Genomic DNA, 25,210 nt, shown 5'->3' with positions numbered 1-25,210 from the left:
AATTGGCAAGCTTGATAAGGAAAGTTTCTATATATCTAGCTTATCAATCTATGAATAAAACTGCTGCACCTAAATTTCCCCATTTTGCAACCTCCAGTAAAAAAAGGGCGCTTAAGCGAATTACGTTAAACTTGACATTAGATGAAGCTCAGAACCTTGAGAAATATTGTGAACAGACTGGCAAACCAGCAATAGATGTAATTCGGGAACTAATTCAAGCCTTGCCTTAACCTAACTTTTCAGACTTGGCATGAAAAGTCCCAGTCTCAAAGAGTCATAGCTAAAGTACAAGGGGTTGCACATTTGGACAAAGGTTTTTAATATTTACTTTGACAAAAGTAATTCAAGAGCGTTAATCATAGATTAGACCTCATCTAATGTAGTGTGGTATATTCCCAAGTCTTTTACCGCAGACTTGGGAGTATAGCAAGATTGTACAGGATCTTTTCTTGGCCTAAATCTAACCTTACTAATACCACCACAGTTCTTAAACTTTTTCTTAACCTTACTAACAGCAAAACACGCATCTTTGATTGCGATTGACTTAATTTGGTAGGAGACTGATTTACTCCATTCTGGTAGTCCATTTAATTAATGTCAGTTTTAATCGCTTTCCAGTAATTATCCTTTGGCTGAGGGTTCTATCTTTTGCTGTTCCTGTGCATACTACCATTTATGGGCGATCGCTTGAAACGTTATAAAGGTTGCGATCGCGATAATTCAGTCTCCTCACTTGTCGGGTTTTGGGGAAAAGGGGGAGGGGTGCAATGGCTGTGGTAATTATAGCTACTTATCTGGTAAATATTTCGTTACAATCGGCGTGTGAGTAAGGTTAGGCATTCAAGAGTTATCAGCCATGAAATTGATTTCCGATCCACCGATTCCTGTAAAAATTCAAAAGATGAAGGAACGAGTGCGGTGGATGCATCCAAGTTTTGTGCAACGGGGAATTGATCAAACCTGCATGGTTATAGATGATGGCAGAAAAGATAACCCAAAATTTTCGTTTATGGTTATCGGTGATTCCGGTACTCAATCCCATTATCGACAACACCCACAACGAAAAGTTGCTGAACTAATGCTGACTCACCGTGATGATTGCAGTTTTGTGTTGCACACAGGCGATGTAATTTATGTGGTGGGTTCCCAAGAGTATTATTCAACAAACTTTATTGAGCCTTACCGCGAATTTCTTGTAGGTGGCGACAACCCGAAAGAAATTCCCTATGACCGCATGGTGTTTAATATACCATTCTTGCCAGTACTTGGTAATCATGATTACTACGATGTGCCGTTGATGTACCGTTTATTTACTGGGACAACATCTTCATTACGTCGCTTGTTGCGCTACAAAGATATCGAAATTGGTTGGCATGGTTCATATCAAGGTAATGCCTATGCACGGGCATTTATGGACTATACTAGGGCGATGTCTTCCCCGGAATTGGAACGTCATTTAGATCAACACTATACTGCTAAGACTGACACAGGACGCTGTTTGCGTTACGAACCTGGACAGTTTACCCGCTTACCCAATCGTTATTACACTTTCCGTTACGGCGGGATTGATTTTTTCGCTTTGGATTCTAACACCTTTAATACACCATCACCCTTACCTGCAACTCAAGAGGGAGAAATTTACCGCCGGGAATTGCAAAAGCGTTGCCAAGAAATAGATCAAGAAGAATTGCAGATTTTGGGAATATACAATCGCCTCAACCCCGATAAACCCACCGAAGCGGAACAACTTGATGACCTAAGTGCCAAACTAGACCAAATAAACGAGATCAAAATCGATATTGAAAAACAATTGGCATCTCAGAAAATGCCTGCGATCGATTTTGAACAACTTGAATGGTTGCGTAGTAGACTCATTGAATCTTGGAACACCTCTGAAGTGCGTGGACGTGTAATATTTTTCCACCATCCTCCTTATGTTACAGAAACTACCAAGTGGAATCAAGCACAAACTTTGGCGGTTCGCCACCGCTTACGCTGGGTGTTTGAACAAGTTGCACAAACTCTTGGTTCTCTAATTAAAGAACGTCCTATAGTTGATTTGATTTTAAATGGTCACGCTCACTGTTTGGAGCATCTTTGCACAACTGATACCGGATTTGCTGACTCCCACATTAACTGTATTATCTCTGGTGGTAGCGGTCATCGTCCTCGCTATCAACGGCGAGAGGGGACTGAATTAATGGAGACTTTTGCTGATATTGCAGGTAAACCCATTCGGAAAGTGGCGGATTCAATGCTTTTTGTGGGTCGTCATAACTACAATTTCCAGAAGCGCCTGCCTTACTCATGCGTGCGGATTGATGTTCTAGATGGTTGCCCGCCCAAGTTTATCATCAGACCGCTTATTACTGAACGGGTTGAAAAAAAGTGGCATAATAGCGAACTTGAACCTTTTATGATTTAAACGAGATGCGATACCTACGGTGGTAAACTACGCGTCTTAATCACTCGAAAATTAAAATCCAGTTAAATCATGATTTTGGTTAACAAATATCTAGCATTTAACAAATGCACCTTTGCATCTGAGCAAAAGCTAGGTATATCCTAATTTTGAATAGAGTTTTGATAATTTCAGATTATGGCAGGACATAGTAAATGGGCAAATATTAAACGCCAAAAAGCGGTAGTAGATGCAAAAAAGGGAAAAACCTTCACTCAGTTATCGCGGGCGATTATCGTGGCGGCTAGAAGTGGCGTACCAGATCCGGCACTGAATTTTCAACTTCGCACGGCAATTGAAAAGGCAAAGGCGGCGAGTATCCCCAATGATAATATTGAAAGAGCGATCGCTAAAGGTGCAGGCACTTTTGGCGGAGATAATGTCATCTTTGAAGCAATTCGCTACGAAGGTTACGGCCCTGGTGGTGTAGCGATTTTAATCGAAGCCTTCACAGATAATCGCAATCGCACTGCTGCTGACTTGCGTGTAGCTTTTAGTAAAAATGGTGGCAATCTTGGTGAAACAGGCTGCGTTAGTTGGATGTTTGACCAAAAAGGCGTTTGTGTAATACAGGGCGTAGTTGACGAAGAACAGCTTTTAGAAGTATCCCTCGAAGGCGGTGCTGAGTCTTATGAAATGGCTGAAGATGAGATAGCTGAGGTATTTACTGAGATAGGCAATTTGGAAACTCTTAATCAGACACTCAAGGATCAAGGTTTTAAGGTGACTGATGCCGAATTACGCTGGATTCCTAGTAATAGTGTAGAAGTCACTGATCCAGATCAGGCGCGATCGCTTTTCAAGTTAATTGATACTCTAGAAGGCTTGGATGATGTGCAAAATATCACAGCTAACTTTGAAATATCAGAAGAATTGATGGCTCTGAGCATTTCCTAATAAAAATTTACTCGCAGTTAGCAGCGAGGTTTTTCAATAGTTTACTCCTCTAGCTTGCTCATGAGGGCGCGATCGCGTCAAAATAAGAGTTAAGACGCTGTAACCTAACTTAACAATGGCCCTAACGCAGCTTGAGCAAATTTCCCCCCAACCAACACCGTCAAATGAGCGGGGATATGAATATGATTTGGTAATTGTCGGCGGTGGGATTATTGGGTTAACTCTAGCTTCTGCTTTAAAAGATTCTGGTTTGAGTATCTTGCTGATTGAAGCGAAAGTAGCATCAGCCGCAGTAGCTAAGGGGCAAGCCTATGCAGTTCATCAGCTTTCGGCGCTAATTTACCAAGGAATTGGAGTTTGGGACAAAATATCGCCTCAAATAGCCAAATATTGCCGAGTTCGGCTTTCGGATGCCGATTATCCCAATGTGGTGGAATTTACCACAGATGATATAGATACAGCATTGGGTTATGTAGCGGAACACCAAGCGCTGTTGCAGCCTTTGCAAGAGTTTGTCCAAGATTGTCCAAATGTAACTTATCTATGTCCGGCTGAAGTGGTAAATACGCAGTACCAGCAGGATATAGTAGCGATAGATATTAAAATTGCTGATGAGTTACAGGCAGTTCGTAGCAAATTACTGATAGCAGCAGATGGGGCGCGATCGCCAATTCGTCAAGCTGCTGGGATCAAAACCTCTGGCTGGAAATATTGGCAATCTTGCATCGTGGCATTTGTCAAACCAGAAAAACCGCATAATAACACCGCTTACGAAAGATTTTGGTCTAGCGGGCCCTTTGCGATTTTACCTTTACCGGGGAACCGTTGCCGCATTGTGTGGACAGCTCCCCACGAAGAAGCAAAAGCTTTATGTGCTTTAGATGATGAGCAATTTTTAAGAGAACTTACTCGTCGCTATGGCGATCAGATGGGGAAATTGGAATTACTAGGTGATCGCTTTGTATTCCAGGTACAACTCATGCAAAGCGATCGCTATGTTCTCCCCCGACTAGCATTAATTGGTGATGCGGCGCACAATTGCCATCCTGTGGGCGGACAAGGTTTAAATTTGGGAATTCGGGATGCAGCAGCTTTGGCGCAAGTAATCCAAACAGCGCACCAAGCGGGTAAAGATATTGGCGATATTCAGATTCTCAAAGGTTATGAACGCTGGCGCAAGCTGGAAAACCTGACGATTTTAGGTTTCACCGATTTGTTAGATCGGATGTTTTCTAATAACTTATTACCTGTGGTGGTGGTTCGTCGCTTGGGTTTATGGTTTTTGCAGCGAGTACCCGTTTTAAAGGTGTTTATGCTGAAGTTGATGATCGGCTTGAAAGGACGGGCTCCAGAATTGGCAAAACGATAAACGCTAGATTACAGCAGCTTGAAAAATCTGGTTTGGGGTGAGATTCAATTCAGGAAAAGTTTGAGAGACAATGCGATCGCTATCTCGAAACTTATTTATCTGATATTCCTCATCAACCAAGTTACACACGGTGATTGTCGGTTGTTTGGGATTACCGATAAAATTACGTCCACCCAAGGCAGCATAATCGACAATCCAGTATTCTGGGATACCCATCTCTTCATATTCAGCATACTTCAAGTAGTAATCGTCTCGCCAGTTGGTTGATACAACCTCAATTGCCAAAGCTATTGATGCACCCAAACTAACAGTAGATTCTTTTTTCCATAATTTTTCGTTTTCCAGATTTGCACGGTTTAGCACCAACACATCTGGAATGTAACCAGAATCTTTTTCAGGAGGTCTAACTATAACTTGGTTAGGCATGAAGTAGGGGAGGTCTAATCGGTCAAATTCAACTGTTACTTTTCTTGCTAAAAAACCCTTTACTTCCTCGTGTTCCCCTACTGGTTGCGCCATTTCAACGATTTCTCCTTTATGTAGTTCGTAGCGGACTCGTCGATTTTCGGGTAGCCAATCGACAAATTCCTCAAAGGTTACTAGCTTGGGTATGGCTTGAGTCATAAATGATAGAGAATTACTGAATCATAGAAATATTATCTCTAATTCAGCGATCGCATTGTTTGCGAATTAGCCTAAGCCTTTAGAGTGCGATCGCTGTAGCTGTAAATAAACGCTCACGAATTGGCTACCCAAAGAATGGAGAAATTGCTATAGCAAGTTTTGGGTGATGCGTTACGCATCCTACAAGATCGGGCGATCGCACTTAAGAACCAGGGTATAAATCATCGTAGTTTTCACATCCTTAGTGTCTAGCAAATGCCCACCCTAATTTTTGCATTGATGTCGAAGGAGGTTTAGGATGCAAGGAGAGGGTTCTACGAGGTGCGCTATTATGGATTCTGGAGTTAAAAGTATGGACACTGTTACTGCTAAAAGCTAGTACCCAAGATAGATGTAATAGTATTTAACATATGCAACTTACTCAGTACTATCAACCGTAGGATTGAAAATCAGTATTTTTCTACATAAAATTAAAAATCTAAAATTAAAAATTGGTAACACTGATGGTTAAGAGTGTTAAAGTTTCAGGAAATTCATCGGAACTTCTCAGCGAATATTCATGCTGAAGAAACTACAGAAAAAGCAAATTTCGATAATTGCGGGTGCGGCACTGTTTGCCTTTTTAGCTGGGGCAATGGTATCAGCACCTGAGATTGGTAAAACCGTTGGACAATGGCTCAAACTGAGTCAGAATAAGGCAGAGGAAATATCTGATGCTAGTATTGCCCAATCAACCGTCCTTCCACTGATATCACAATCTTTGCCAGAACGGGCGGCGAAACTAGCAGAAATCGCAGGACAGTCGCCTTCGCCAGACCGAAATCGCGCTCGTTATCTTTTAGCGAGTGATTACATTGAAAGAACCCAAGCCCAAAAAGCCCTGGCTTTACTCCAAGGATTAGAGAGAGACTATCCTATCCTCGCGCCCTATATTTTGCTAAAACAGGCGCAAGCACAGGATATGCTAGGTGAGGATGGCAAAGCCTCGGATCTCAGGCAAAGTGTACTTAAACTGTATCCCAAAGAAGCAGCTACGGTAAAAGCACTATATCTGATTGCCCTACCGAAGCAACAAGAAATAGCGATCGCTCAATTTCCTTCCAACCCTCTGACTTGGGAAATTATTCGCAAACGCTTGCAAGAAAATCCCAATCAGCCACAATTACAATTGATTTTGGCTAAATATGCCTATGACCAACCTGGCATAGTGGGCGTTTTAGATCAGTTAGTAAAACAGCCTACTCTGAAACCCGAAGACTGGGAACTCATTGGTACAAGCTATTGGGAAAATAATCAATTTCTGAAAGCGGCGAATGCTTATGCCAAAGCACCGAAAACACCCCGCAACCTCTACCGGACTGCACGAGGGTTACAGATAGGGGGTAAAGATCGAGAAAAAGCGATCGCCACTTATAAACAATTGGTGCAACAATTTCCTAATGCTGAGGAAACTGGTACTGCACTACTACGGTTAGCAGAAACAGCAAAAACAGGTAAAGACGGCTTACCCTATTTTGACCAGGTAATTAGTAAATTTCCTAAACAAGCTGGTACTGCACTGGTACAAAAAGCCAAAACTCTCCAAACCCTCAAAGATCAAAAGTCAGCTAACGAGGCGTGGCAATTACTCATAGCCAAATACGGCAATTCTGATGAAGCCGCAGAGTATCGTTGGAGAATAGCCCAAGATAAAGCTAAAGCCAAAGATTACGTTGGTGCTTGGCAATGGGCAGAGCCAATTGTCACCAACAATCCCAATAGTATTTTGGCTCCGAGAGCAGGCTTTTGGGTAGGCAAATGGGCAGCTTCATTAGGGAAACAGCAAGAATCTCAAACTGCTTATGAGTATGTGGTTAGCGAGTTTCCCTACTCTTACTATGCATGGCGAGCAGCAACCATGCTGGGGCTAAACGTCGGCAACTTTGACAATGTGCGCGTCATGAACCCGGAAATAATCACACCCCAGCGCCCATTACCACCTGCTGGTTCTGAGACTTTCAAAGAACTGTATCTGCTGGGTCAAGACCGCGATGCCTGGTTACAATGGCAAACAGAATTTCAGAATAAACTTCAGCCAACAGTAGCAGAGCAATTTACTGAAGGATTGGTGCGGCTGGCTAGGGGAGAAAATCTCATCGGAATTGACAAAATTTCTAAGTTGGAAGATCGGGAAACACCAGCTGAACAAGCTCAATATGAGACTCTCAGCAAACAGAGCAGCTACTGGCAAGTGCGTTATCCATTTCCCTATTTCCGAGAGATTCAAAAGTGGTCTACTGAGCGTCAACTTAATCCTTTGCTAGTCACCGCTCTGATGCGTCAAGAGTCACGGTTTGAGCCAAAAATCAAATCCGTTGCTGATGCTACTGGCTTAATGCAGGTGTTGCCGAGTACAGCTAAATGGATTGCCCCACAAATCAAGGTGGATAGCAAAACAATAAACTTAGAAAACCCCAATGAGAACATCATGCTGGGTACATGGTATTTGGATCATACCCATGAGCAATATAACAACAACTCCTTGCTTGCGATCGCTAGTTATAATGCTGGCCCCGGCAATGTTTCTAAGTGGCTGCAAACTCTAACAACACAAGATCCAGATGAGTTTGTTGAACAAATTCCCTTTGATGAAACCAAAAATTATGTGCGTCAAGTATTTGGCAACTACTGGAATTATTTGAGACTTTACAACCCTGAAATTTCAGGCATCGTAACAAAGTACTCAGCTACACACCCAAAATTGCCAAAACAGTGATTTTACCCAATTTGATAAGCAAGTAGGGAGCAGAGAAAGCAAATATACCAGGCGATTAGAAATTGCGGCTAGACAAACGTACCCCGCTGGTTAGTCCGCGTAGGCGGACTACAAAGAATTTGAAACCCACGGAGGTGGGTTTTGTTTGTATAGCCGCGAATTCCATTCGCTAGGGCAAACGTGTTTTTACAAAAGTGAGATGCTCCGCTTTTAGGGGTGGGATAAGCTTAAGTGGATACGATACTTGATCTACATTGTTAAGAATTTTCGACCAATTTGTATTTAATTGCCTGAATCATTAGTATTGCTGAATGATGTCAACTGCGATTCGACCGCATTAAGATAACCTAAATCATTCAAAACTTGTGCTGGTAATTTGTTGGTCTTGATAGCAGCCTGAACCACATCTTTCGCAGTCAGTTTTCCTATTTGGTATTCAGAGATCAAAGCGCTTCCACTAGGAATACCCTGTTCTTTGAAAGCACCTTGATAAGCTAGAAAAGCAGTATTGAAAGGTTGAATGTAGCTGGCCTTTGGAGAATTAGTACGTAAAGTATTAGAGTTAACATCTGCGTTGATTTGTCCGGCACTATTGTTAGTATTAACTTTTTGAGCAACAGCAATTCTAGGTAGAAAACTAATACAAGCAACGATAAGTGCAGAATAAATTAAGTTTGTAAATTTCATAAATTTCTCCTCAGTTTAACTAGCTTAATTAGAGTTATCTAATTAACAAAAAATTGTTTTATAGTAAAATGATTTACTATAAATTTAAAAATCAATATTTTACTAGAGTGAATTCAAAAACATTTTACGAATGAAGACAAACTTTAATTGAATTGCCAAAATGATGTAATTTACAACTCGAAAGTACAGAGTACACTTAAATTATTTAAAATCACTATGACCCATCATTTGATACGCAATAAAAGCAGTATCAAAAGGTTTGAGGTAATTTATATTCGTGGAATAGCTAGATAAAGTGTCAGAGTTTACGGCTTTGTTTATTGATGCACAACTGTTGTTATTATTATTGGCTGTATGAAGGATAGTGATTTTAAGCATAGAATTAATCCAAGCAACAATATATACAGAATTTATCAATTTTGAAAATTTCATAGATTTATCCTCAACTACAAAAAAGTATAATTAATAAGTTTTTTTAATAAAAAAGTTCACTATCTTATAAAATTAAACATCCTACCTACACTTAGCTAATTTAATAGCTTGATTTATTAATTACACAAACGGCTGATTCAAATTAATCCAAATATGATAAATTGGCAATTGGTAAAACCTTTCGTAAGTAAAAGCTTAGAAAACCCAAAGTGCAATACATAAAAGCTATTCTTTGCAAACTTTGTTAAAAGCTGCGATCGCTCACATATATGTAATGGCAACATTCTCGTCTGAATATTTTTTCGGCTATAAGCTAAAACAAAACTAACTATATTTTGACCAATTAAGTTTGCATACCAATATGCTAGAAACTCTTGATGATAAAAGCAAATAGTTTTAATTTTCAATTTGATAAATAAAAGTTATGCAAGTATTAATTGGGATGGCAAAGTTTTCTATAAAGCTTACTAGCTATCCATTTAAGCTTGGATAGACTCTGGTGAAAGGTAGGTGTTCAGGAGGATAAAATAAGCTGATCGTGTCAAAATGTTAAGTGAATAGTTTATTTGCAAACTCACTTATGCCGAAAGCAATTTGGAATGGCGTAGTTTTAGCCGAGAGCGATAACACTGTAGTTGTAGAAAATAACCATTATTTTCCTGCTGACTCCATTAACAAGGAGTACTTCACAGACAGTAATACCCACAGTAGTTGTCCTTGGAAAGGTGTCGCTAGCTACTACAGTATTGACGTTGATGGCCAAATCAACAAAGATGCTGCTTGGTACTATCCCAGCGCCAAGGAGAAAGCTAAGAATATTGAAGGTTATGTAGCTTTCTGGAAGGGTGTAAAAGTTGAGGCTTAATAAAGGTTGCTGGAAGTATTTTATTTCCAGGGAATTGATTCAGAATTTACAACAATCATCAAACTAAATTTTGTGGAGGTTGGCTTGCGTCAACCTCCACAGTCTTAAAATATTTGCTGTATTTAGGAGGAATGCCTCCTTGCAATCTTCAGCATCCTGTAACCTTGTCTACATCTGAGTATTTTTTCCTTCTCTTTGAGACGCTACACCAACACAAAACTACATAATTCGGTAAAATTGGGTAAAGCAATTTTTGCGCTTGTTAAACAAAGGCATCAGCAAACCCATGCAACTGAAACTCAGTGCATCTCGACTTCCCTTCGCCCCCCTCTTATTAATTGCCCCCTTTTTCCTATGGGGGACGGCAATGGTAGCCATGAAAGGAGTAATACCCCACACGACACCACTATTCATGGCAGGTGTGCGTCTGATACCAGCGGGGATGTTAATTCTGATAGCAGCAGCATTCATGGGTAAACCTCAGCCCAAAGGTTGGACTGCATGGCTGTGGATTGCCTTATTTGCCCTCGTAGATGGGACGTTGTTTCAAGGCTTTTTGGCAGAGGGATTAGTCAGAACCAGTGCGGGGTTAGGGTCTGTGATGATTGACTCGCAACCCTTGGCTGTTGCTTTGCTGTCGTTGTGGCTATTCCAAGAACACATTGGTTTTTGGGGATGGCTAGGGCTAGGCTTGGGCGTCACAGGCATTAGTTTAATCGGCTTACCTGATGAGTGGATTTTACATTTTCTCGACTCAGGCGCAAATATTACAATTGGCAGCTGGGAAGATTTGTTTGCTAGCGGCGAGTGGTTGATGCTATTAGCAGCGCTATCAATGGCTGTGGGAACAGTGTTAATTCGGTTTGTGTGCCGACATACTGACCCGGTAACCGCTACGGGATGGCACATGATTTTGGGTGGATTGCCACTGTGGGGAGTTTCATCATTTGTCGAGTCCCAGCAGTGGGAGAATCTCGGAGGATCTGATTTAGTGGCTTTGGGTTATGCTACCGTGTTTGGCAGTGCGATCGCCTACGGGTTATTCTTCTACTTTGCTTCTAGCGGCAGTCTCACTAGTCTTAGTTCCCTCACCTTCCTCACGCCCATATTTGCCCTACTATTCGGCAATCTTTTCCTCTCAGAAGTCCTCAGTCCGTTGCAGTGGGCCGGTGTTTTCCTAACTTTAATCAGCATTTATCTCATTAACCAACGTGATACTTTAGCAGCGCAAAACGACACAATTACTGTTGGCGAAATAGCTAATATACAGCAACCAGCTTTAGAAGCATCTGCTAAAAAATTGAACCCCATAACTTTAGCAGTTAGAGAGTCTGAACGAGAAATTTTACCTTAACTCGTTAAAGGTGAGATGAGCTAGAGAAGGTTAATAACCTCATGCCCAATGTATGGCGACAAATAACAAATAACAGTTAAGCTGATGCGCGCTAAAAAAGTATAAACACTCTTTACGACCGTTAACTGTTGACGGTTAACGGTTATGAGTCATCAGCCTTCATGTAAATGTTCAAGTTAAATGCGTAACAGTTTAAGATTTGCTAATCTTAAAGGTATTGTGGTATCGAATATTTCAAAAGCACGTTCAGGCTGAAACTTTCAATATGAGGCTATGCCGTTCCTCAATTCTGATATTTACTTGTTTTTCTTGCGTAGGTTTTTATCCAAATCGCTCAAGCACAGCTACACCTAACCTAGCACCTAAAATTTTAGAACTTGCACAAGCTAGTTCGACAGTTGCTGCTAGTCCGGCTGTTTTGACATATGGGAGTCCAAAATCAGATGTGCGGAGATTACAAACCCAATTAAAACAGTTGGGATACTACAGTGGCGTGGTACATGGAGAGTACAACGCCAGTACGAAAATCGCTGTTAGGAACTTCCAGAAAGTAAATGGTTTAAAAGTAGATGGCCTTGCGGGGCTGGCGACTATGGGAAGACTGAAAGTAGCTTTGGTTGTCAATAATCAGATTGTCACTTCTCCAATAGTCACCTCTCCTGCTTCGGCTTCCAAATCAACTACAACACTCAAGCCAACCGAGAAGCCAACCGAGAGAGGTTTTCTCTGGTGGTTAATATTAGCCCTTGGAGTTCTAGGAAGTATTGGCGCATTTATTTCCTTGCTGAAATGGTTTCGTCAGTCCAGACAAATGCAATCCGAAATATTAGAGACTAGAAGTTTGAGTGAAGCTAACAACAACTCGATGACATCACCCTTACCAGAGACTGTAACTAGTCTACAAACCTTTACGCCGCCAGTCGTCCCACAATTACTGCTACCAGAAAAAACTTCTCGGCTTGCTAAACTCAATATTGTTGACGAATTAATTCAAGATTTACGCAGTTCTGACCCAACAAAGCGGCGCAAGGCTATTTGGGATTTGGGTCAACAGGGAGATTCACGGGCAATTCAGCCAATGGTTGACCTGATGATTGATGCCGATTCTCAAGAAAGCAGCTTAATTTTGGCAGCTTTAGCAGAAATTGGCACCCGCACACTCAAACCGATGAACCGTGCTTTAGCAATTTCAATTCAAGATGAAAGTCCACAAGTGCGGCAAAATGCGATCCGTGATCTGACGCGCGTTTATGACATGATGGGTCAAATGAGTCAGATGTTGCGCCATGCGTTAGATGATCCAGATGCCGAAGTGCAAGCAACAGCACGATATGCTTTAACTCAGATGAATCGAATGCGTGGTTTGCCGGAGCAACAAAGTCTACCAGAAGATTCACACAACGATTCACGAGAATAAACCTAAAAATATTTTAATTGGATTTGAATATTAGTATCCGGACCTGCTACCAAAAATGCTGCTTCGCTAAATTTGGGCGCTCTTGTGCGAATTTCTGGGTTACTGGAAAATCCAAAGCCTTCGCTTGGTATACCAAAAACATTGCTATTGAGAGTGCCGTCATTATTTTGATCGTGGAAGACAGCAACGGCGTAACTACCTGCTTTCAAGTTCTCAAAGGTAATGGGTAAAGGAGTGTCAGTAATCTTGGTACACTGCTTTTGTAAGCCGCGATCGCGATCGCCAGGAAATCCTTCACTGGTAGCAAATATACTGACACAGACTTGTCCATTTTTACTTTTCAAGCCATCAATTTCTACGGTGAGTTTACCATTAAAATTTGCTTTGGCACTAAATGACCATGCCAGATTTCCTACAACTGCCAATAGCAGCATACTCACTCTCAATCCTCTAACCATAAAATTTCATAAGGTAAAATAAGTTTCGCTGAAATCGAATTTTCATCGTGATTCAAATCACACAAACTCATGGTGGCATTATTCAGTCAATACTCGCAAGCACGCTGCCATATTTAGTCTCTGGCTTGGTCTAAGTAAGCCTGTGTAAATAACTAATAAACTATAGCGGTTCTCGTTTAGGTACAGTACATTTTTGACCCCTTCTAAAAGGAGAGAGGCTTTGAATCTTACTCCCCAAACCTAGTAGGGAAGGGGTTTGCGGTTAGGTCTGTACCCCACTCAACTGAGAACCACTATAATAGTTTGATTTATTCTCACTGGCTTGTATACATGGTAGCCAGTGATAGGTCTCCAAAAACCTTTGCAACACATAGGTAGAGGGATACAACAGTAGACACTTACTTATGTGTCTGTATCAAGTATTTCATGATATGTTTTTGATCGCGGCCGCTAAATTAATAAAGCACGAATCAGGTAAAAAGTTAGAAAAGTAGGAGGTATAAAACCCCCTACTTTTTGCTGCTTGGACAGATAATTTGGCGGAATCAGTTCAATCTACCAATAGTGTGTTGCTAGCTCATATTAGGAATATGTCAGAGGGTAAATCAAAGAAATATTTACCTTAAAATTTTCCCATTGAGCTTTGTTCTCCAGAAAATCCAGTTGCATCACCTTCTTTGAGAAATCCACTGTAGGCTTCCATACCGTGTTCACCGATATCCAAACCTTCTAGTTCCTCTTCTTTGGATACTCTGATACCTAAAGTAGCTTTCAGTGCCAGCCAAAAAATACTACTGAGTAAGACAGTGAAGCCACCTACTGAAACAACGCCCAGCAACTGAGTACCAAACTGTCCAAAGCCACCACCTGCAAATAAACCTTTTGCTGGGCCAAGTGCATCACCATACCAGGAATAAACACCAGGGCCAACAGCCCACAAACCTACTGCTAAAGTTCCCCAGATACCACAAACTAGGTGAACTGAGGTTGCCCCTACTGGGTCATCAATGCCAAGCTTGTCAAAGAATGTTACAGAGAAAACTACCAGTACTCCAGCAATAAAGCCAATGAGTAAAGAAGCAGGAATACCTACGTAAGCACAAGACGCTGTAATACCAACCAAGCCAGCCAAAATACCATTGATAATCATTGACAGGTCTGGTTTACCTAAGTACAACCAAGCTGTAATGGTGGCGGCAATTCCACCGGCAGCACCAGACATGTTAGTTGTGACAGCAATATGACTGATTGCACCAGGATCGGCAGCCATTACAGAACCTGGGTTGAAACCAAACCAGCCCAACCACAGGATTAGACAGCCCAAAGTGGCAATACTCATGTTGTGACCGGGCATGGCCACAACTTGCCTATCTTGATATCTACCAAGGCGGGGACCAAGAAATGCTGCTCCCATCAAAGCTGCCCAGCCACCTACGGAGTGAACCACCGTACAACCGGCAAAATCCCAAAAGCCTCTGTCTGCTAGCCAACCAGTTCCCCAAATCCAGTGTCCGGTAATGGGGTAGAGAATACCTACAAGTAAGAGGCTGAAAATTAGGAAATCAACAAACTTAATCCGTTCGGCTACTGCACCAGAAACGATTGTTGCTGCTGTTCCAGCAAACACTAGCTGGAATAAAAACTTGGCAGCTAAAGGTACACCAGCCCAACTAATAGCACCGAAAACGCCTTTATAGGCATCTCCAGTCGCTGGACTGTTATCTGCGCCTCCTAAGAAAAACCCACTCAATCCAATGAAGTCGTTGCCATCACCAAACATTAAGCCAAAACCGATCAGCCAAAAGGCAATGCTAGAGAGAGCAAATACAATCAAGTTTTTGGAAAGAACGTTGACAGCGTTTTTCTGACGACAGAAGCCGGTTTCTAACATACAAAAACCAGCGTTCATGAAGAACACTAAAAAGGCTGCGATCGCAACCCACAGCGTATCAAGAGCAACTTTGAGTTCTGCTGTCGTTGGCCCTGCGGTTGGAGTTTGAGCAACTGCGGCATAACCCCAAGCCAAGACAATCAGACAAGCTAAAGGTAAGCAGGCTTGCCAACTGGGAGAGAGTCGCTTAATTGCTAGATTAAATAGCTTGACTTTTGAGTTGGGCTGTGAATTGACAGCGTAATTCCTTGGAGACAAACGCCTATTTTTTGTTTTTGATTTTTGTTTGTACATGGATTTCAACATCATCCTCCAAACCATCCTTAAAAAAGGGAAAAAACAGGTTAAGTAGAAAAAACTACCGCCTGAAGTGCAATCCAGTGGTTTTTGATATTTTTCCTTTAGACCACTTGTTTAAAAACCAGAGAATCAAATTACCTTAGTAGAAGTTTAGGAAACTATTGGCACATCTGTAAATATTTTTATATGGTTATTATTAGGTAATTATGATGTATTTTCTAAAACAGTCAAGTCTTCTTCACGCAATCTTTAATTTTCCAAAACAAGTGGTGTTCAGGAAATTGCTATAAATTGTCGATATTATGTCTATAAAAAAGCGCAACATAGTTATAGCTAATTTTTACCCGCACTTAAGATGGTTACAGCAACGTTAATAGACTTTTCTAGTAAGACATTAACATACCTCTTTGGCAGATCAAATCGGCTTCTAACATGGCAAAGCCGATTTGCATAAAAAATACTAAAAAACTAGTGATTAGTACTCAGATAGTATCAATGGAAATTTGCAGTTTAGCTGTAGTTTCAGATAAAGACATAACAGTGAGAGCTTTACAGAAATTATGAGACTACTTCTTGTTTTACCTTTGGTCAATTATGCCTAGACAGATAAATTTGATTGATTGTCTATTTACTCAAACTAAAAAGCTGTATCACAGAATACATTTTTTTGTTTTTGTGATAGCAAATAGGTCCTTATGCAACCAATAAAGCATCTATATCCTTTATAGGTAAGTATTTTCCGATTTCAGGATTGGATAATTTTGAATATTATTAAGTTTTTATACAAAAAATTAATTATTTGTTACTTTAAAAGTTGCCTTGAAGACCAGTAGTTCTCCTTTCAACCAATTACTGGGTGTAATCCAGAAGCTACTATCGGGTCAAACAACCAAATAAATTGCCCGCAGCTTCCACCATCTAATACCAATTTTGTATGAAGTTGCATAGAATTATAAAACTAAAACCCTTATCTCATAAGCCTTGCAGCCTTTCATAGATTCATGCAGCTTCACAATAATTTGGTATAACCTTGTTGATAAAACTTATGGTTATAGAAATAAACTCAACACGGAGCTTAACATAATTCATAATTTCTACCAGCGAAAAAGTTTGTATTAAAAGTAACGCAGATTTCCCAGGCTATTCTGAGATCCTGAGTTGGTCGAGCTATTTACAGAAGATTTTTCACTCAGGTAAACTCACAAGCGATCGCTATGTTAATTGATCAGATGCATCTGTTGAGCAAAGGCGCTCCGCCTCCTAGTACAGGACGGCGGAAATAAGTAGACCATTGAAAAGTCCTAAACAGCTTATTCCATAATACTTTTGACTTTTGACTAATGTAGAATCCCCGACCCTTTAGGGCAAGGAGTGTCAAAGCCTCAGTTAAATAGAATCGTAGGGGGAAACAAGGCTAACAAACCTAATTTCCTTAAACAAACCGGGTTTAGAGTACCTGTAATATGGGAGACTTGGCAATATTCCCTATAAATCAGATTCAAGATGAGTAACACAATTTCGGACATCGCAGTTAAGACCATCAACGGCGAGGATAAGCAATTAAACGAGTATACCGGGAAAGTACTCTTAATAGTGAATGTGGCTTCCTACTGCGGGTATACTTCTCAATACAATGGTCTAGAAAATTTGAATCAGAAGTATAGGGAAGCAGGATTACGTATTTTGGGGTTCCCCTGTAACGATTTTGGAGCGCAGGAACCAGGAAGCAATGAGGAAATTGTGCAATTTTGCACGAGTAAATATAGTGTTACCTTTGAACTGTTCGATAAAGTTCATGCCAAAGGTTCGCAGCAACATCCACTTTATGAGAGACTTACCAAAGCCGTTGAGCCAACGGGAACTGTTGCTTGGAACTTTGAAAAATTTTTAGTTAATAAGCAAGGTGAAGTGATAGTTAGATTTAATAGTAGTGTACAGCCAAATTCACCAGAAATAATTGCCATAATTGAAAAAGAATTAGCATAGTCATTAAGTAAAAATTTATATACTATTGACTATCAAGTGTTAGCTCTGGACTGTTAATTCTATTTACATACAGTCCCTTAATTGAGAATATTGTCTCGATGAGTAGTTTAATCTATTTGTATTTAATTTGTCATGAACGTTGCAATCATTGGTTGTGGTTATGTTGGTTATAAAGTTGCTGAATATTGGCATAAAAAGGGAGATTTTGTTGTCACTGTAACCACAACTTCCTCTGAGCGTGTCCCTACACTAAAATCAGTATCCGAAAGAGTTGTAGTTACTCGTGGGAATGATCTAGATAGTTTAAAATCAGTTTTGCATGACCAAGACGTTGTACTTTTGAGTGTTGGTGCAAAAGGTGCAGAAGTTTATGAAGAAACTTATCTACAAACTGCCCAGACTTTAGTTTCATGCTTGCAGCAGATTCCGAGTATAAAACAATTAATATACACAGGGAGCTATGCAGTGTATGGTGACAGAAATGGTGTATGGGTAGATGAAGAAACACCGCTTGCACCCGCTAATTTAAATGCACAAATTCTCAGAAAAGCAGAGGATGTGTTGCTATCAGCATCTAGCGAAAATCTCCGCGTTTGCATTTTTCGCTTAGGAGGAATCTATGGCCCTGGTAGAGAACTATTGAAAATATTTAACAGATATTCTGGTGTAACCCGTCCCGGCGGCGATGACATTACAAATTGGATACATTTGGATGATATTGTTGGTGCAATAGAATTTGCCCGTTATCGTCGTTTGCAAGGGATTTACAATCTGGTAGATGACGCACATCTTACCAGTCAAGACTTGCTAGATAGCCTATTTGAAAAACATAATTTACCCAAAGTTATATGGGATACTTCTATCAAAAGTATCCGTCCGTATAATGCTTGGGTATCGAATGAAAAGCTAAAAGAGGCTGGATACCAGTTAATTCATCCACAAATGATTTTTTAACGAGTATTAAAAACTAGGAATTATGCAACCATCTCCTATAAGTAACACAACCAATTTAACAGCATCTCCTAGCCAGTTTTACAGTTGGCAGAATTATCGTTGTGCTTACGAAGTCCATCAACCAATTAATACAGTATCTGAGGGTATTCCCTTACTGTTAATTCATCCTATTGGTGTCGGGTTGTCGCGGCAATTTTGGCAGCGATTTTGCCGCGAATGGTATAATTCAGGTCAGCAGAATCCAATTTACAACCCTGACTTACTAGGATGTGGCGAAAGTGATATGCCTCATCTGGCTTACACTCCTAGTGATTGGGCAGAACAGTTGCAGTACTTTTTACAAACAGTTGTGCAAAAGCCTGTCATTGTAATAGTACAAGGTGCTTTATTACCAGTTGCAATCGCATTAGTCCAAAAGCAATCAAACTTAATTGCTAAACTTGTACTCTCTGGGCCTCCAACATGGGCTTTGATGACAAATAAATCACCACAATGGCAGCAAAGATTTGTTTGGAATCTATTAGATTCGCCTTTTGGAAGTGCTTTTTATCGCTATGCACGCACTCCAAAGTTTTTACATTCTTTCTCAACTCGGCAACTTTTTGCTTCTGAGAATGCTGTAGATGCAGAGTGGTTGAATACACTGCTTGCAGGTGCAGAAAATCCTGCTAGTCGCCATGCAGTTTTTTCTTTTCTAGCAGGCTTTTGGCGACAAGATTATACTAGTTCTATTGCCTCTATTGAGCAACTGACATTAGTGGTTATGGGGGAAACTGCATCGAGTATTAGTCAAAAAAGTAAACAAGAAACGCCAGACGAACGCTTGACTCACTACCTCGCCTGTTTGCCTCAAGGTCAAGGTATAAAAATAAATGGACGCAATGTTTTACCATATGAATCGACTGCTGAATTTGTAGCAGCGATCGCGACCTTTATTAATGAAATTTTTTAGCTGATTCATAGTTACATCATACCAGTCCTCCCATGATAGGTTATGACTGGAATTGATTACTAAAGGCAAGCAAAATTATGTTCATCAATCGCCGAGGACAAAGAGTTCCCAATGTCACTTTTCATACTCGTAAGGGTAACGAATGGTTGGATGTGACAACCGATGAACTTTTTGCTAATAAGACAGTGGTTGTCTTCTCCTTACCGGGTGCTTACACTCCTACTTGTTCATCGACTCATCTCCCTGGTTATAACGAATTGGCTGGGGTTTTCAAAAAAAATGGTGTCGATGACATTATCTGTATTTCTGTCAACGATCCCTTTGTGATGAACGAATGGGCAAAAGTTCAAGAGGCAGAAAATATTACAGTAATTCCCGATGGTAATGGTGAATTTACTGAAGGCATGGGTATGCTGGTAGACAAATCAGACTTGGGGTTTGGGAAGCGATCGTGGCGTTACTCGATGCTCGTAAGAGATGGTGTAATTAACCAAATGTTTATTGAGCCAGACGAGCCAGGAGATCCCTTTAAAGTATCCGATGCTGAGACAATGCTTAGATATATCAACCCCCAAGCAGTGAAGCCCGAAGTAGTTTCTCTGTTTACGAAAGTGGGTTGTCCCTTCTGTGCGCGTGCTAAGGGGATGCTCAACGAACATGGTATCAACTATGAAGAAATTACCTTGGGTAAAGATATCACCACACGCTCGTTACGAGCAGTTACAGGTGCGACAACAGTTCCCCAAGTATTTATCGATGGTAAATTAATTGGTGGTTCTGAGGCGTTAGAAGCCTATTTCGCTGCTAAATAAGTTTTAGTTGGCGCATACAGCCGTTACCTATATCAACTTCAGCTGAAAGTTACGGTATTTTTGACCACAGCCTGATTTATCAGAATTGAAAGCTACAGATCCCTGACTTCTTAAAAGAAGCCAGGGATCTTTGTTTTTCAAAAGTCAGCAGTTAACAAATCTTCAGATTAAAGATGTATTTTTTTAAAGTTACTCACTACTGATCAGATAAAATTGATTCGGATTGAATTCCCCTTTATTTAAAAGACAATATGTTTGCCAGAATTCGCCGACTTTTGAGCCAATTTTTTAGTAGATCAAGAACAATCAACAACGAGCCACTGAATAAAGTAAGTTTAATTGTAATTATTTTAATTGATATTTTTATCTTGATTAATGTTTTCACCGGACTTGATGATATTAGCAGATGGCATATCAGCCCTACCGAGGCTTATCCATGTTATTCAGAGTGGCAAAATTACCGGACAAAAACCACTCAAGATAAAGACTATGAAGTTGTTAGACTTTCATTACCATATAACCCAAACAATCAACTCAGTTTTCAGCAAAACTATCAACGAGCCGAAGCAGGACATCTGGGTGAAGTTTCTAAAACTTGCTTGCAATATGCCGGGTACAAAGATAAGATTAACGATCCTCAAAACCAGCAAATCATCAAAAATATTGAGCAAAGGCAAGCGAAAATCACTAACCTTGAACAAGTCAATCGCACTATTAAAACTCAATATGACTCAACGCTCTTAGAAAAAATTGCAGGTCAGAACCGTGAACAATCAATTAATCAAGTCGGTGCTGAAAAAGCTAAACAGACATTAGAACAAAATAATCGCCAAATTTCTACTATTAAACAAGAAATTTCTAATCTTAAAAACGAACTCCTTACCAAAGCGGAAAGCACTAATTTTATAGCCTTTCTCAAAGATGAAAATCAATTTAGGGAAGTTGACAAAGACTATCAGCAGGCATCATTTTGGTATCCAAGTATCCAGCTTGCTTTTCAGTCACTCTTTCTTCTACCGCTTATTCTCATTGCCTTATCAGTCCACAAATTTGCCCAAGGAAGAGGATATGGACTCATCTCGCTAATTAGCTGGCATTTGTTAGTCATTTTCTTTATTCCATTAATCGTTAAAATATTTGAATTTCTTCAAGTAGGGGCAATATTTCAATTTCTATTTAATATCATTAGCACCCTTTTTGGTGGTTTACTATTCCTGATAAATTATGCTTATATCTTGCTAATTCCAATTACTGGTTTTGGAATTATCCAGTTTTTTCAAAAATTTGTCTTTAATATTAAAGTCCAGGCAGCTAGCAGAGTTCAAAAATCACGCTGTGTAAATTGCGCCAAGAAAATCCGACATCTTGATACTTACTGTCCGCACTGTGGTTATTATCAAGATATGGAATGTCAAAACTGTCATAATCTTACTTATAAGCATTTGCCATATTGTAAACATTGCGGAGCTTCTCAAAATTCTAGTGTTTTGTAATCGATGGAGTTGTGAAGATGTCAACCTGTTTGTCTCAGAAAAACACTATTAAATTTATTTGGTGTTCATGAGCTAAAGTAACTAAAACTATCTACTGATAGATGACATTGACGCACAACTTCTAGGTTAATTGATTACAACGGACTTAATATGTAAAAAGTGAAAAAACCCAATAAAGAGAGCCAGTCGCCTCTTTCTTTTCTCAAAAACCTCTTGATTGCCCGTTGGCGATCGCTCTTACTCCTCTTGATAGGAGTATATTTACCTTTGCAGGTCTTTGAGATCCTGACAGTGAATATATGGAAGAATCAAGCTGGCTTCCCGTGGGATGTGCCTATTTTGTTAGCAGTTCATTCTACAGCAAACCCACAGCTTGATGTTTTAGCGGTGACGCTAGGTATAATTGGGCTACCTTGGACGGCAATACCAATTTTGGGTGCGATCGCAATTATATTACTACTTCAAAAACGCTGGCGATCGCTAGCTTATTTACTTACCACCTCAATGGGAAGTGTGATCATCAACCGCACAGCAAAGCAATTAATGCATCGAGTGCGTCCACAATTGTGGCAGTCCATTGCGCCTGAGTCTAGTTTTGCATTTCCCAGCGCTCATGCCATGACGAGTATAACTCTGGTCGCAATTTTGCTATTCTTAACCTGGACTAGCTCTTGGCGTTGGTTGGTTCTCATCTTCGGCAGCTTATATGTAATAGCTATTGCATGGTGTCGTCTCTATCTGGGGGTGCATTTTCCGAGTGACATTCTCGCGGGTTGGATGGTTGCATTAGGTTGGACAATTGGTGTCAGTCTAATTATTAAACCCCATAGAACTAAAGCCAAATCTATAGATGGCGATCGCGCTGATGATGAAACTACCTTACTCCCCGAAGAAAGAAACTTGGTAACCAAAAAGTAATATTATGTCGGCTTCAAGACTTATTATTTAGGCTGACACACAGACACGGAAACACGGATAAAAATCAAATGTAAGTCTTATAAAACTTATGTCTGACTTTTGAACAATATTTCAGATAAGACGGGCTTTTTAAACTAAGTATATTTTAAAAAATCAAATCGTTATCCAAGGTTTACCTTGGTTTATCTGAAGAACAATGGCGAATTCGTTGTGTTCGCTTTGCTCCGAATTGCCCGTCACAAAATCCCATTGAGGATATTTGGTTACAAGCTAAAACCTGGGTGCGACGTTTTTGTGCTTTGATTCCTTCATTCTCTCATCTCAAATGGATGTTTCAGTGGTTTATCCAACACACTACCTTTGATTTTTCCACTCTTCAAATGTACGGAGCTTTTTCAGAAATCAAATATTAGTCCTATATCTAGGTTTCAAGTATTTTTGAGCCTTTGGTGTATTTCTGTTCCTCCCCCCAGCAATCTTTGTGCCCTGAGAAGGATGCCCCAGAAGGGACTTCTTGACAAGGTAAAATTAGGATTGAATGCTGGACTTAATGCTAATCTAAAATATGCCGCATATATTACTAGTGGATGATGAAGCACCCATACGCGAAAGCCTGACTTACACGCTGCAAAAAGAAGGCTATACAGTGACAACAGCAGCAGATGGGCATAGTGCGATCAAACAGTTCCACAAAGAAGTACCCGATGTAATTTTGCTCGACCTCATGCTACCAGAGGTTGGCGGCATGGAAGTATGTTGGCGAATTCGGGCATTTTCGGATGTTCCCATTGTCATGCTGACAGCAAAAGATCAAGATATCGATAAAATTTGGGGCTTGGAAGCAGGAGCAGATGATTATGTCACCAAGCCATTCAACACCCGTGAACTACTGGCACGGATAAAAGCAGTGTTGCGCCGTCGTTCTGGGGATTAATTTCAAACATGAACTGGTTGCCTCGCATCAAAGTAAATTCCATACATGCTAGGCTGCTAGCCACTTATTTGTTGCTGATCACCTTGGGAACCTCCGTAATGGCAGGCTACATCTTGTGGTCGTTCCATGCCTACTTCATGCGATCGCGGCAAATGGATCTGGAGAACTGGACTGCTGCCTTGAGCGAGAGTGCAGCAGATGCTTTAGAAACAAAAAATCTTCAAAGGGTAGAAGTGCTGGTGCAGCGGTATGGAGCACCACAAACTGTGGCACTTCGCATTTTTAATCAACATGGTCGTCTTCTGGCAACTTCTGACCCACAGCGAGACAAACAGGTTAAAAACTGGTACAAAGTTGCCGGAGTATCGGAAGCTCTACAAAATCGTCCGTCGCAAGGAGTCGCAAAAGGGGTTTTATCAACTGAAGATCGCCTATACATCGCTAGACCAATTGTGCGTAATGGTCAATTACTGGGCGTGCTGCGAATGTCTATGACTTTGGATCACCTTCAGCGTCAGTTCGCTAGGGTGATTTGGAGCGTTTTGGGAACGCTGGGGCTGACAATCTTGATATGTGCGCTCATCAGTACTCGCTTTGCTCGGAGTCTCTCAAAACCAATTGAAACTATGCAAAACTTTGCAATTCGCTTAGGTAGTGGTCATTTTGGTGACAAGCTGATTATCCATGAAAACAATGAGTTGGATCAGTTAGCAGCAGAGTTAAACCGGATGAGTGAACGGTTGGCTTCGTTAGATCAAGAGCGCCGGGCTTTTTTAGCAAATGTCTCCCACGAACTCCGCACACCGATCAGCAACGTTCAGGTAACGGTAGATGCACTCAGAAGTGGCGCATACGAAGAGCCGCAATTGCGCGATCGCTTTTTTCAAACTATTGAGAACGAAATCAAACGCTTATCAAGGCTGATCCATGACCTGCTGGATCTCGGACGATTGGAAGCAGGAGTTACTCAGCTTGAACAGCAAAACTTTTCATTACAAGGTTTGATTAATCGTGCTGTCAATGCAATGGAACCTCGAATGCAAGCTATTGGTGTATCTGTGAGCGTAAATGTGGTTGATTTACAACTAGAAGGCGATCCAGAACGACTATTACAGGCGATTTTAAATGTGCTAGACAACGCTATCAAACATTCAGTAACCGATTCTTTGGTGTTTATTTCTGGGTACAGCGAGGGTAAACAAGCAGTTGTGAAAATTCAAGATCAGGGAACAGGTATTAGTGAGGGTGATTTGCCCCGAATTTTTGAACAGTTTTATACAACAGATCCCTCCCGTAAAGGCAGTGGCAACGGTCTGGGGTTAGCGATCGCCAAGCGCATTGTAGAAGCTCATCAAGGCAGTATCACAGCTAATAGCGTCGCCAGTCAGGGCGCAACTTTTACGATTTGCCTGCCGTTAAAAGCGATGGCAAAGTCCAATCACGAAGGAGAGAGCCAGGAGTAATAGGTTGTTGCTTTGGGATGAGGGAGCAGAGGAGGTAGGGGAAGAAGTATTGATTATCAACGAAGGCAGGAGTTAGGGGGCAGGAGGCAGGAGGAAAACTGACCCCTAACTCCTGCCCGTGACCGGAGGGAACTTGGGTTTAAGACCCCCACCAAATTAAAAATTTGGTGGCTTTTATTCAGGAGGGG

Annotated in this window: 20 protein-coding genes and 1 pseudogene; 17 read left to right on the top strand and 4 right to left on the bottom strand. The window is 40.8% G+C overall.

Annotated elements, in window-relative coordinates; all coding sequences use genetic code 11:
• The first annotated feature begins 50 nt into the window (after nt 1-50).
• From H6G26_RS04170 to H6G26_RS04155, 4 genes are all read left to right on the top strand, one after another.
• Nucleotides 51-230 carry a CopG family transcriptional regulator gene (locus H6G26_RS04170; protein ID WP_190728051.1) on the top strand — a complete coding sequence of 60 codons (180 nt, stop codon included), beginning with the start codon at nt 51-53 and terminating at the stop codon, nt 228-230.
• A 626-nt stretch (nt 231-856) separates the two neighbouring features.
• Nucleotides 857-2,425, top strand: coding sequence for a metallophosphoesterase (locus H6G26_RS04165; RefSeq protein ID WP_190728050.1), 1,569 nt, complete (start codon nt 857-859; stop codon nt 2,423-2,425).
• Between the two features lie 174 nt (nt 2,426-2,599).
• The gene (locus H6G26_RS04160; RefSeq protein WP_190728049.1) at nt 2,600-3,358 is read left to right on the top strand and encodes a YebC/PmpR family DNA-binding transcriptional regulator; all 759 of its coding nucleotides are present in this window, start codon (nt 2,600-2,602) and stop codon (nt 3,356-3,358) included.
• Between the two features lie 115 nt (nt 3,359-3,473).
• Nucleotides 3,474-4,727, top strand: coding sequence for an FAD-dependent hydroxylase (locus tag H6G26_RS04155; RefSeq protein ID WP_190728048.1), 1,254 nt, complete (start codon nt 3,474-3,476; stop codon nt 4,725-4,727).
• A gap of 3 nt (nt 4,728-4,730) precedes the next feature.
• Here H6G26_RS04155 and H6G26_RS04150 read toward each other — a convergent pair whose 3' ends face one another.
• A complete protein-coding gene (locus H6G26_RS04150; RefSeq protein WP_190728047.1) occupies nt 4,731-5,351 on the bottom strand; it encodes a Uma2 family endonuclease in 621 nt (206 codons plus the stop codon).
• A 559-nt stretch (nt 5,352-5,910) separates the two neighbouring features.
• On the opposite strand from H6G26_RS04150, the gene H6G26_RS04145 reads away from it, so the two are divergent.
• Nucleotides 5,911-8,106 (top strand): transglycosylase SLT domain-containing protein, encoded by a 2,196-nt coding sequence (locus H6G26_RS04145; RefSeq protein WP_190728046.1) that lies wholly within the window; start codon nt 5,911-5,913, stop codon nt 8,104-8,106.
• A 282-nt stretch (nt 8,107-8,388) separates the two neighbouring features.
• Here the strand turns inward: H6G26_RS04145 and H6G26_RS04140 are convergent, their stop codons facing one another.
• Complete coding sequence (locus H6G26_RS04140) at nt 8,389-8,793, bottom strand: hypothetical protein (protein WP_190728045.1); 405 nt, start codon at nt 8,791-8,793, stop codon at nt 8,389-8,391.
• A 1,012-nt stretch (nt 8,794-9,805) separates the two neighbouring features.
• Between H6G26_RS04140 and H6G26_RS04135 the strand changes: the two genes are divergently transcribed.
• From H6G26_RS04135 to H6G26_RS04125, 3 genes are all read left to right on the top strand, one after another.
• Nucleotides 9,806-10,090 (top strand): DUF427 domain-containing protein, encoded by a 285-nt coding sequence (locus H6G26_RS04135; RefSeq protein ID WP_190728044.1) that lies wholly within the window; start codon nt 9,806-9,808, stop codon nt 10,088-10,090.
• A 286-nt stretch (nt 10,091-10,376) separates the two neighbouring features.
• Nucleotides 10,377-11,444 (top strand): EamA family transporter, encoded by a 1,068-nt coding sequence (locus H6G26_RS04130; RefSeq protein ID WP_190728043.1) that lies wholly within the window; start codon nt 10,377-10,379, stop codon nt 11,442-11,444.
• Nucleotides 11,445-11,709: 265 nt separating this feature from the next.
• Complete coding sequence (locus H6G26_RS04125) at nt 11,710-12,861, top strand: peptidoglycan-binding protein (RefSeq protein ID WP_190728149.1); 1,152 nt, start codon at nt 11,710-11,712, stop codon at nt 12,859-12,861.
• A 2-nt stretch (nt 12,862-12,863) separates the two neighbouring features.
• Here H6G26_RS04125 and H6G26_RS04120 read toward each other — a convergent pair whose 3' ends face one another.
• Together H6G26_RS04120 and amt are read right to left on the bottom strand one after the other, a co-directional pair.
• Nucleotides 12,864-13,319 (bottom strand): DUF2141 domain-containing protein, encoded by a 456-nt coding sequence (locus H6G26_RS04120; protein ID WP_190728042.1) that lies wholly within the window; start codon nt 13,317-13,319, stop codon nt 12,864-12,866.
• 622 nt (nt 13,320-13,941) lie between these two features.
• Nucleotides 13,942-15,504, bottom strand: a complete 1,563-nt coding sequence (gene amt / locus H6G26_RS04115) for an ammonium transporter (protein WP_190728041.1) — start codon at nt 15,502-15,504, stop codon at nt 13,942-13,944.
• 1,509 nt (nt 15,505-17,013) lie between these two features.
• On the opposite strand from amt, the gene H6G26_RS04110 reads away from it, so the two are divergent.
• The 9 genes and pseudogenes from H6G26_RS04110 to H6G26_RS04070 all read left to right on the top strand — a co-directional run bounded on the left by H6G26_RS04110 (nt 17,014) and on the right by H6G26_RS04070 (nt 25,022).
• The gene (locus tag H6G26_RS04110; protein ID WP_190728040.1) at nt 17,014-17,496 is read left to right on the top strand and encodes a glutathione peroxidase; all 483 of its coding nucleotides are present in this window, start codon (nt 17,014-17,016) and stop codon (nt 17,494-17,496) included.
• Between the two features lie 132 nt (nt 17,497-17,628).
• On the top strand, nt 17,629-18,450 hold the full coding sequence (locus tag H6G26_RS04105) for an SDR family oxidoreductase (RefSeq protein ID WP_190728039.1): 822 nt from the start codon (nt 17,629-17,631) through the stop codon (nt 18,448-18,450).
• 22 nt (nt 18,451-18,472) lie between these two features.
• On the top strand, nt 18,473-19,402 hold the full coding sequence (locus H6G26_RS04100) for an alpha/beta hydrolase (protein ID WP_190728038.1): 930 nt from the start codon (nt 18,473-18,475) through the stop codon (nt 19,400-19,402).
• Between the two features lie 77 nt (nt 19,403-19,479).
• Nucleotides 19,480-20,214 carry a glutathione peroxidase gene (locus H6G26_RS04095; protein WP_190728037.1) on the top strand — a complete coding sequence of 245 codons (735 nt, stop codon included), beginning with the start codon at nt 19,480-19,482 and terminating at the stop codon, nt 20,212-20,214.
• Nucleotides 20,215-20,465: 251 nt separating this feature from the next.
• Nucleotides 20,466-21,707, top strand: a complete 1,242-nt coding sequence (locus H6G26_RS04090; protein WP_190728036.1) for a hypothetical protein — start codon at nt 20,466-20,468, stop codon at nt 21,705-21,707.
• Between the two features lie 159 nt (nt 21,708-21,866).
• Nucleotides 21,867-22,625, top strand: a complete 759-nt coding sequence (locus H6G26_RS04085; protein WP_190728035.1) for a phosphatase PAP2 family protein — start codon at nt 21,867-21,869, stop codon at nt 22,623-22,625.
• A gap of 191 nt (nt 22,626-22,816) precedes the next feature.
• Nucleotides 22,817-23,038, top strand: a pseudogene (locus H6G26_RS04080) (IS630 family transposase); the annotation flags it as partial.
• A gap of 152 nt (nt 23,039-23,190) precedes the next feature.
• Complete coding sequence (locus tag H6G26_RS04075) at nt 23,191-23,559, top strand: response regulator (RefSeq protein WP_190728034.1); 369 nt, start codon at nt 23,191-23,193, stop codon at nt 23,557-23,559.
• An 8-nt stretch (nt 23,560-23,567) separates the two neighbouring features.
• Complete coding sequence (locus H6G26_RS04070; protein WP_190728033.1) at nt 23,568-25,022, top strand: ATP-binding protein; 1,455 nt, start codon at nt 23,568-23,570, stop codon at nt 25,020-25,022.
• Nucleotides 25,023-25,210 lie beyond the last annotated feature (188 nt).

Origin of the sequence: Nostoc sp. FACHB-888 (assembly GCF_014696655.1) — a bacterium.
In the GTDB taxonomy this organism is placed as follows: domain Bacteria; phylum Cyanobacteriota; class Cyanobacteriia; order Cyanobacteriales; family Nostocaceae; genus Nostoc.
Note: the sequence above shows the minus strand (reverse complement) of the source record. Positions and strands in the feature narration are given on the sequence as shown.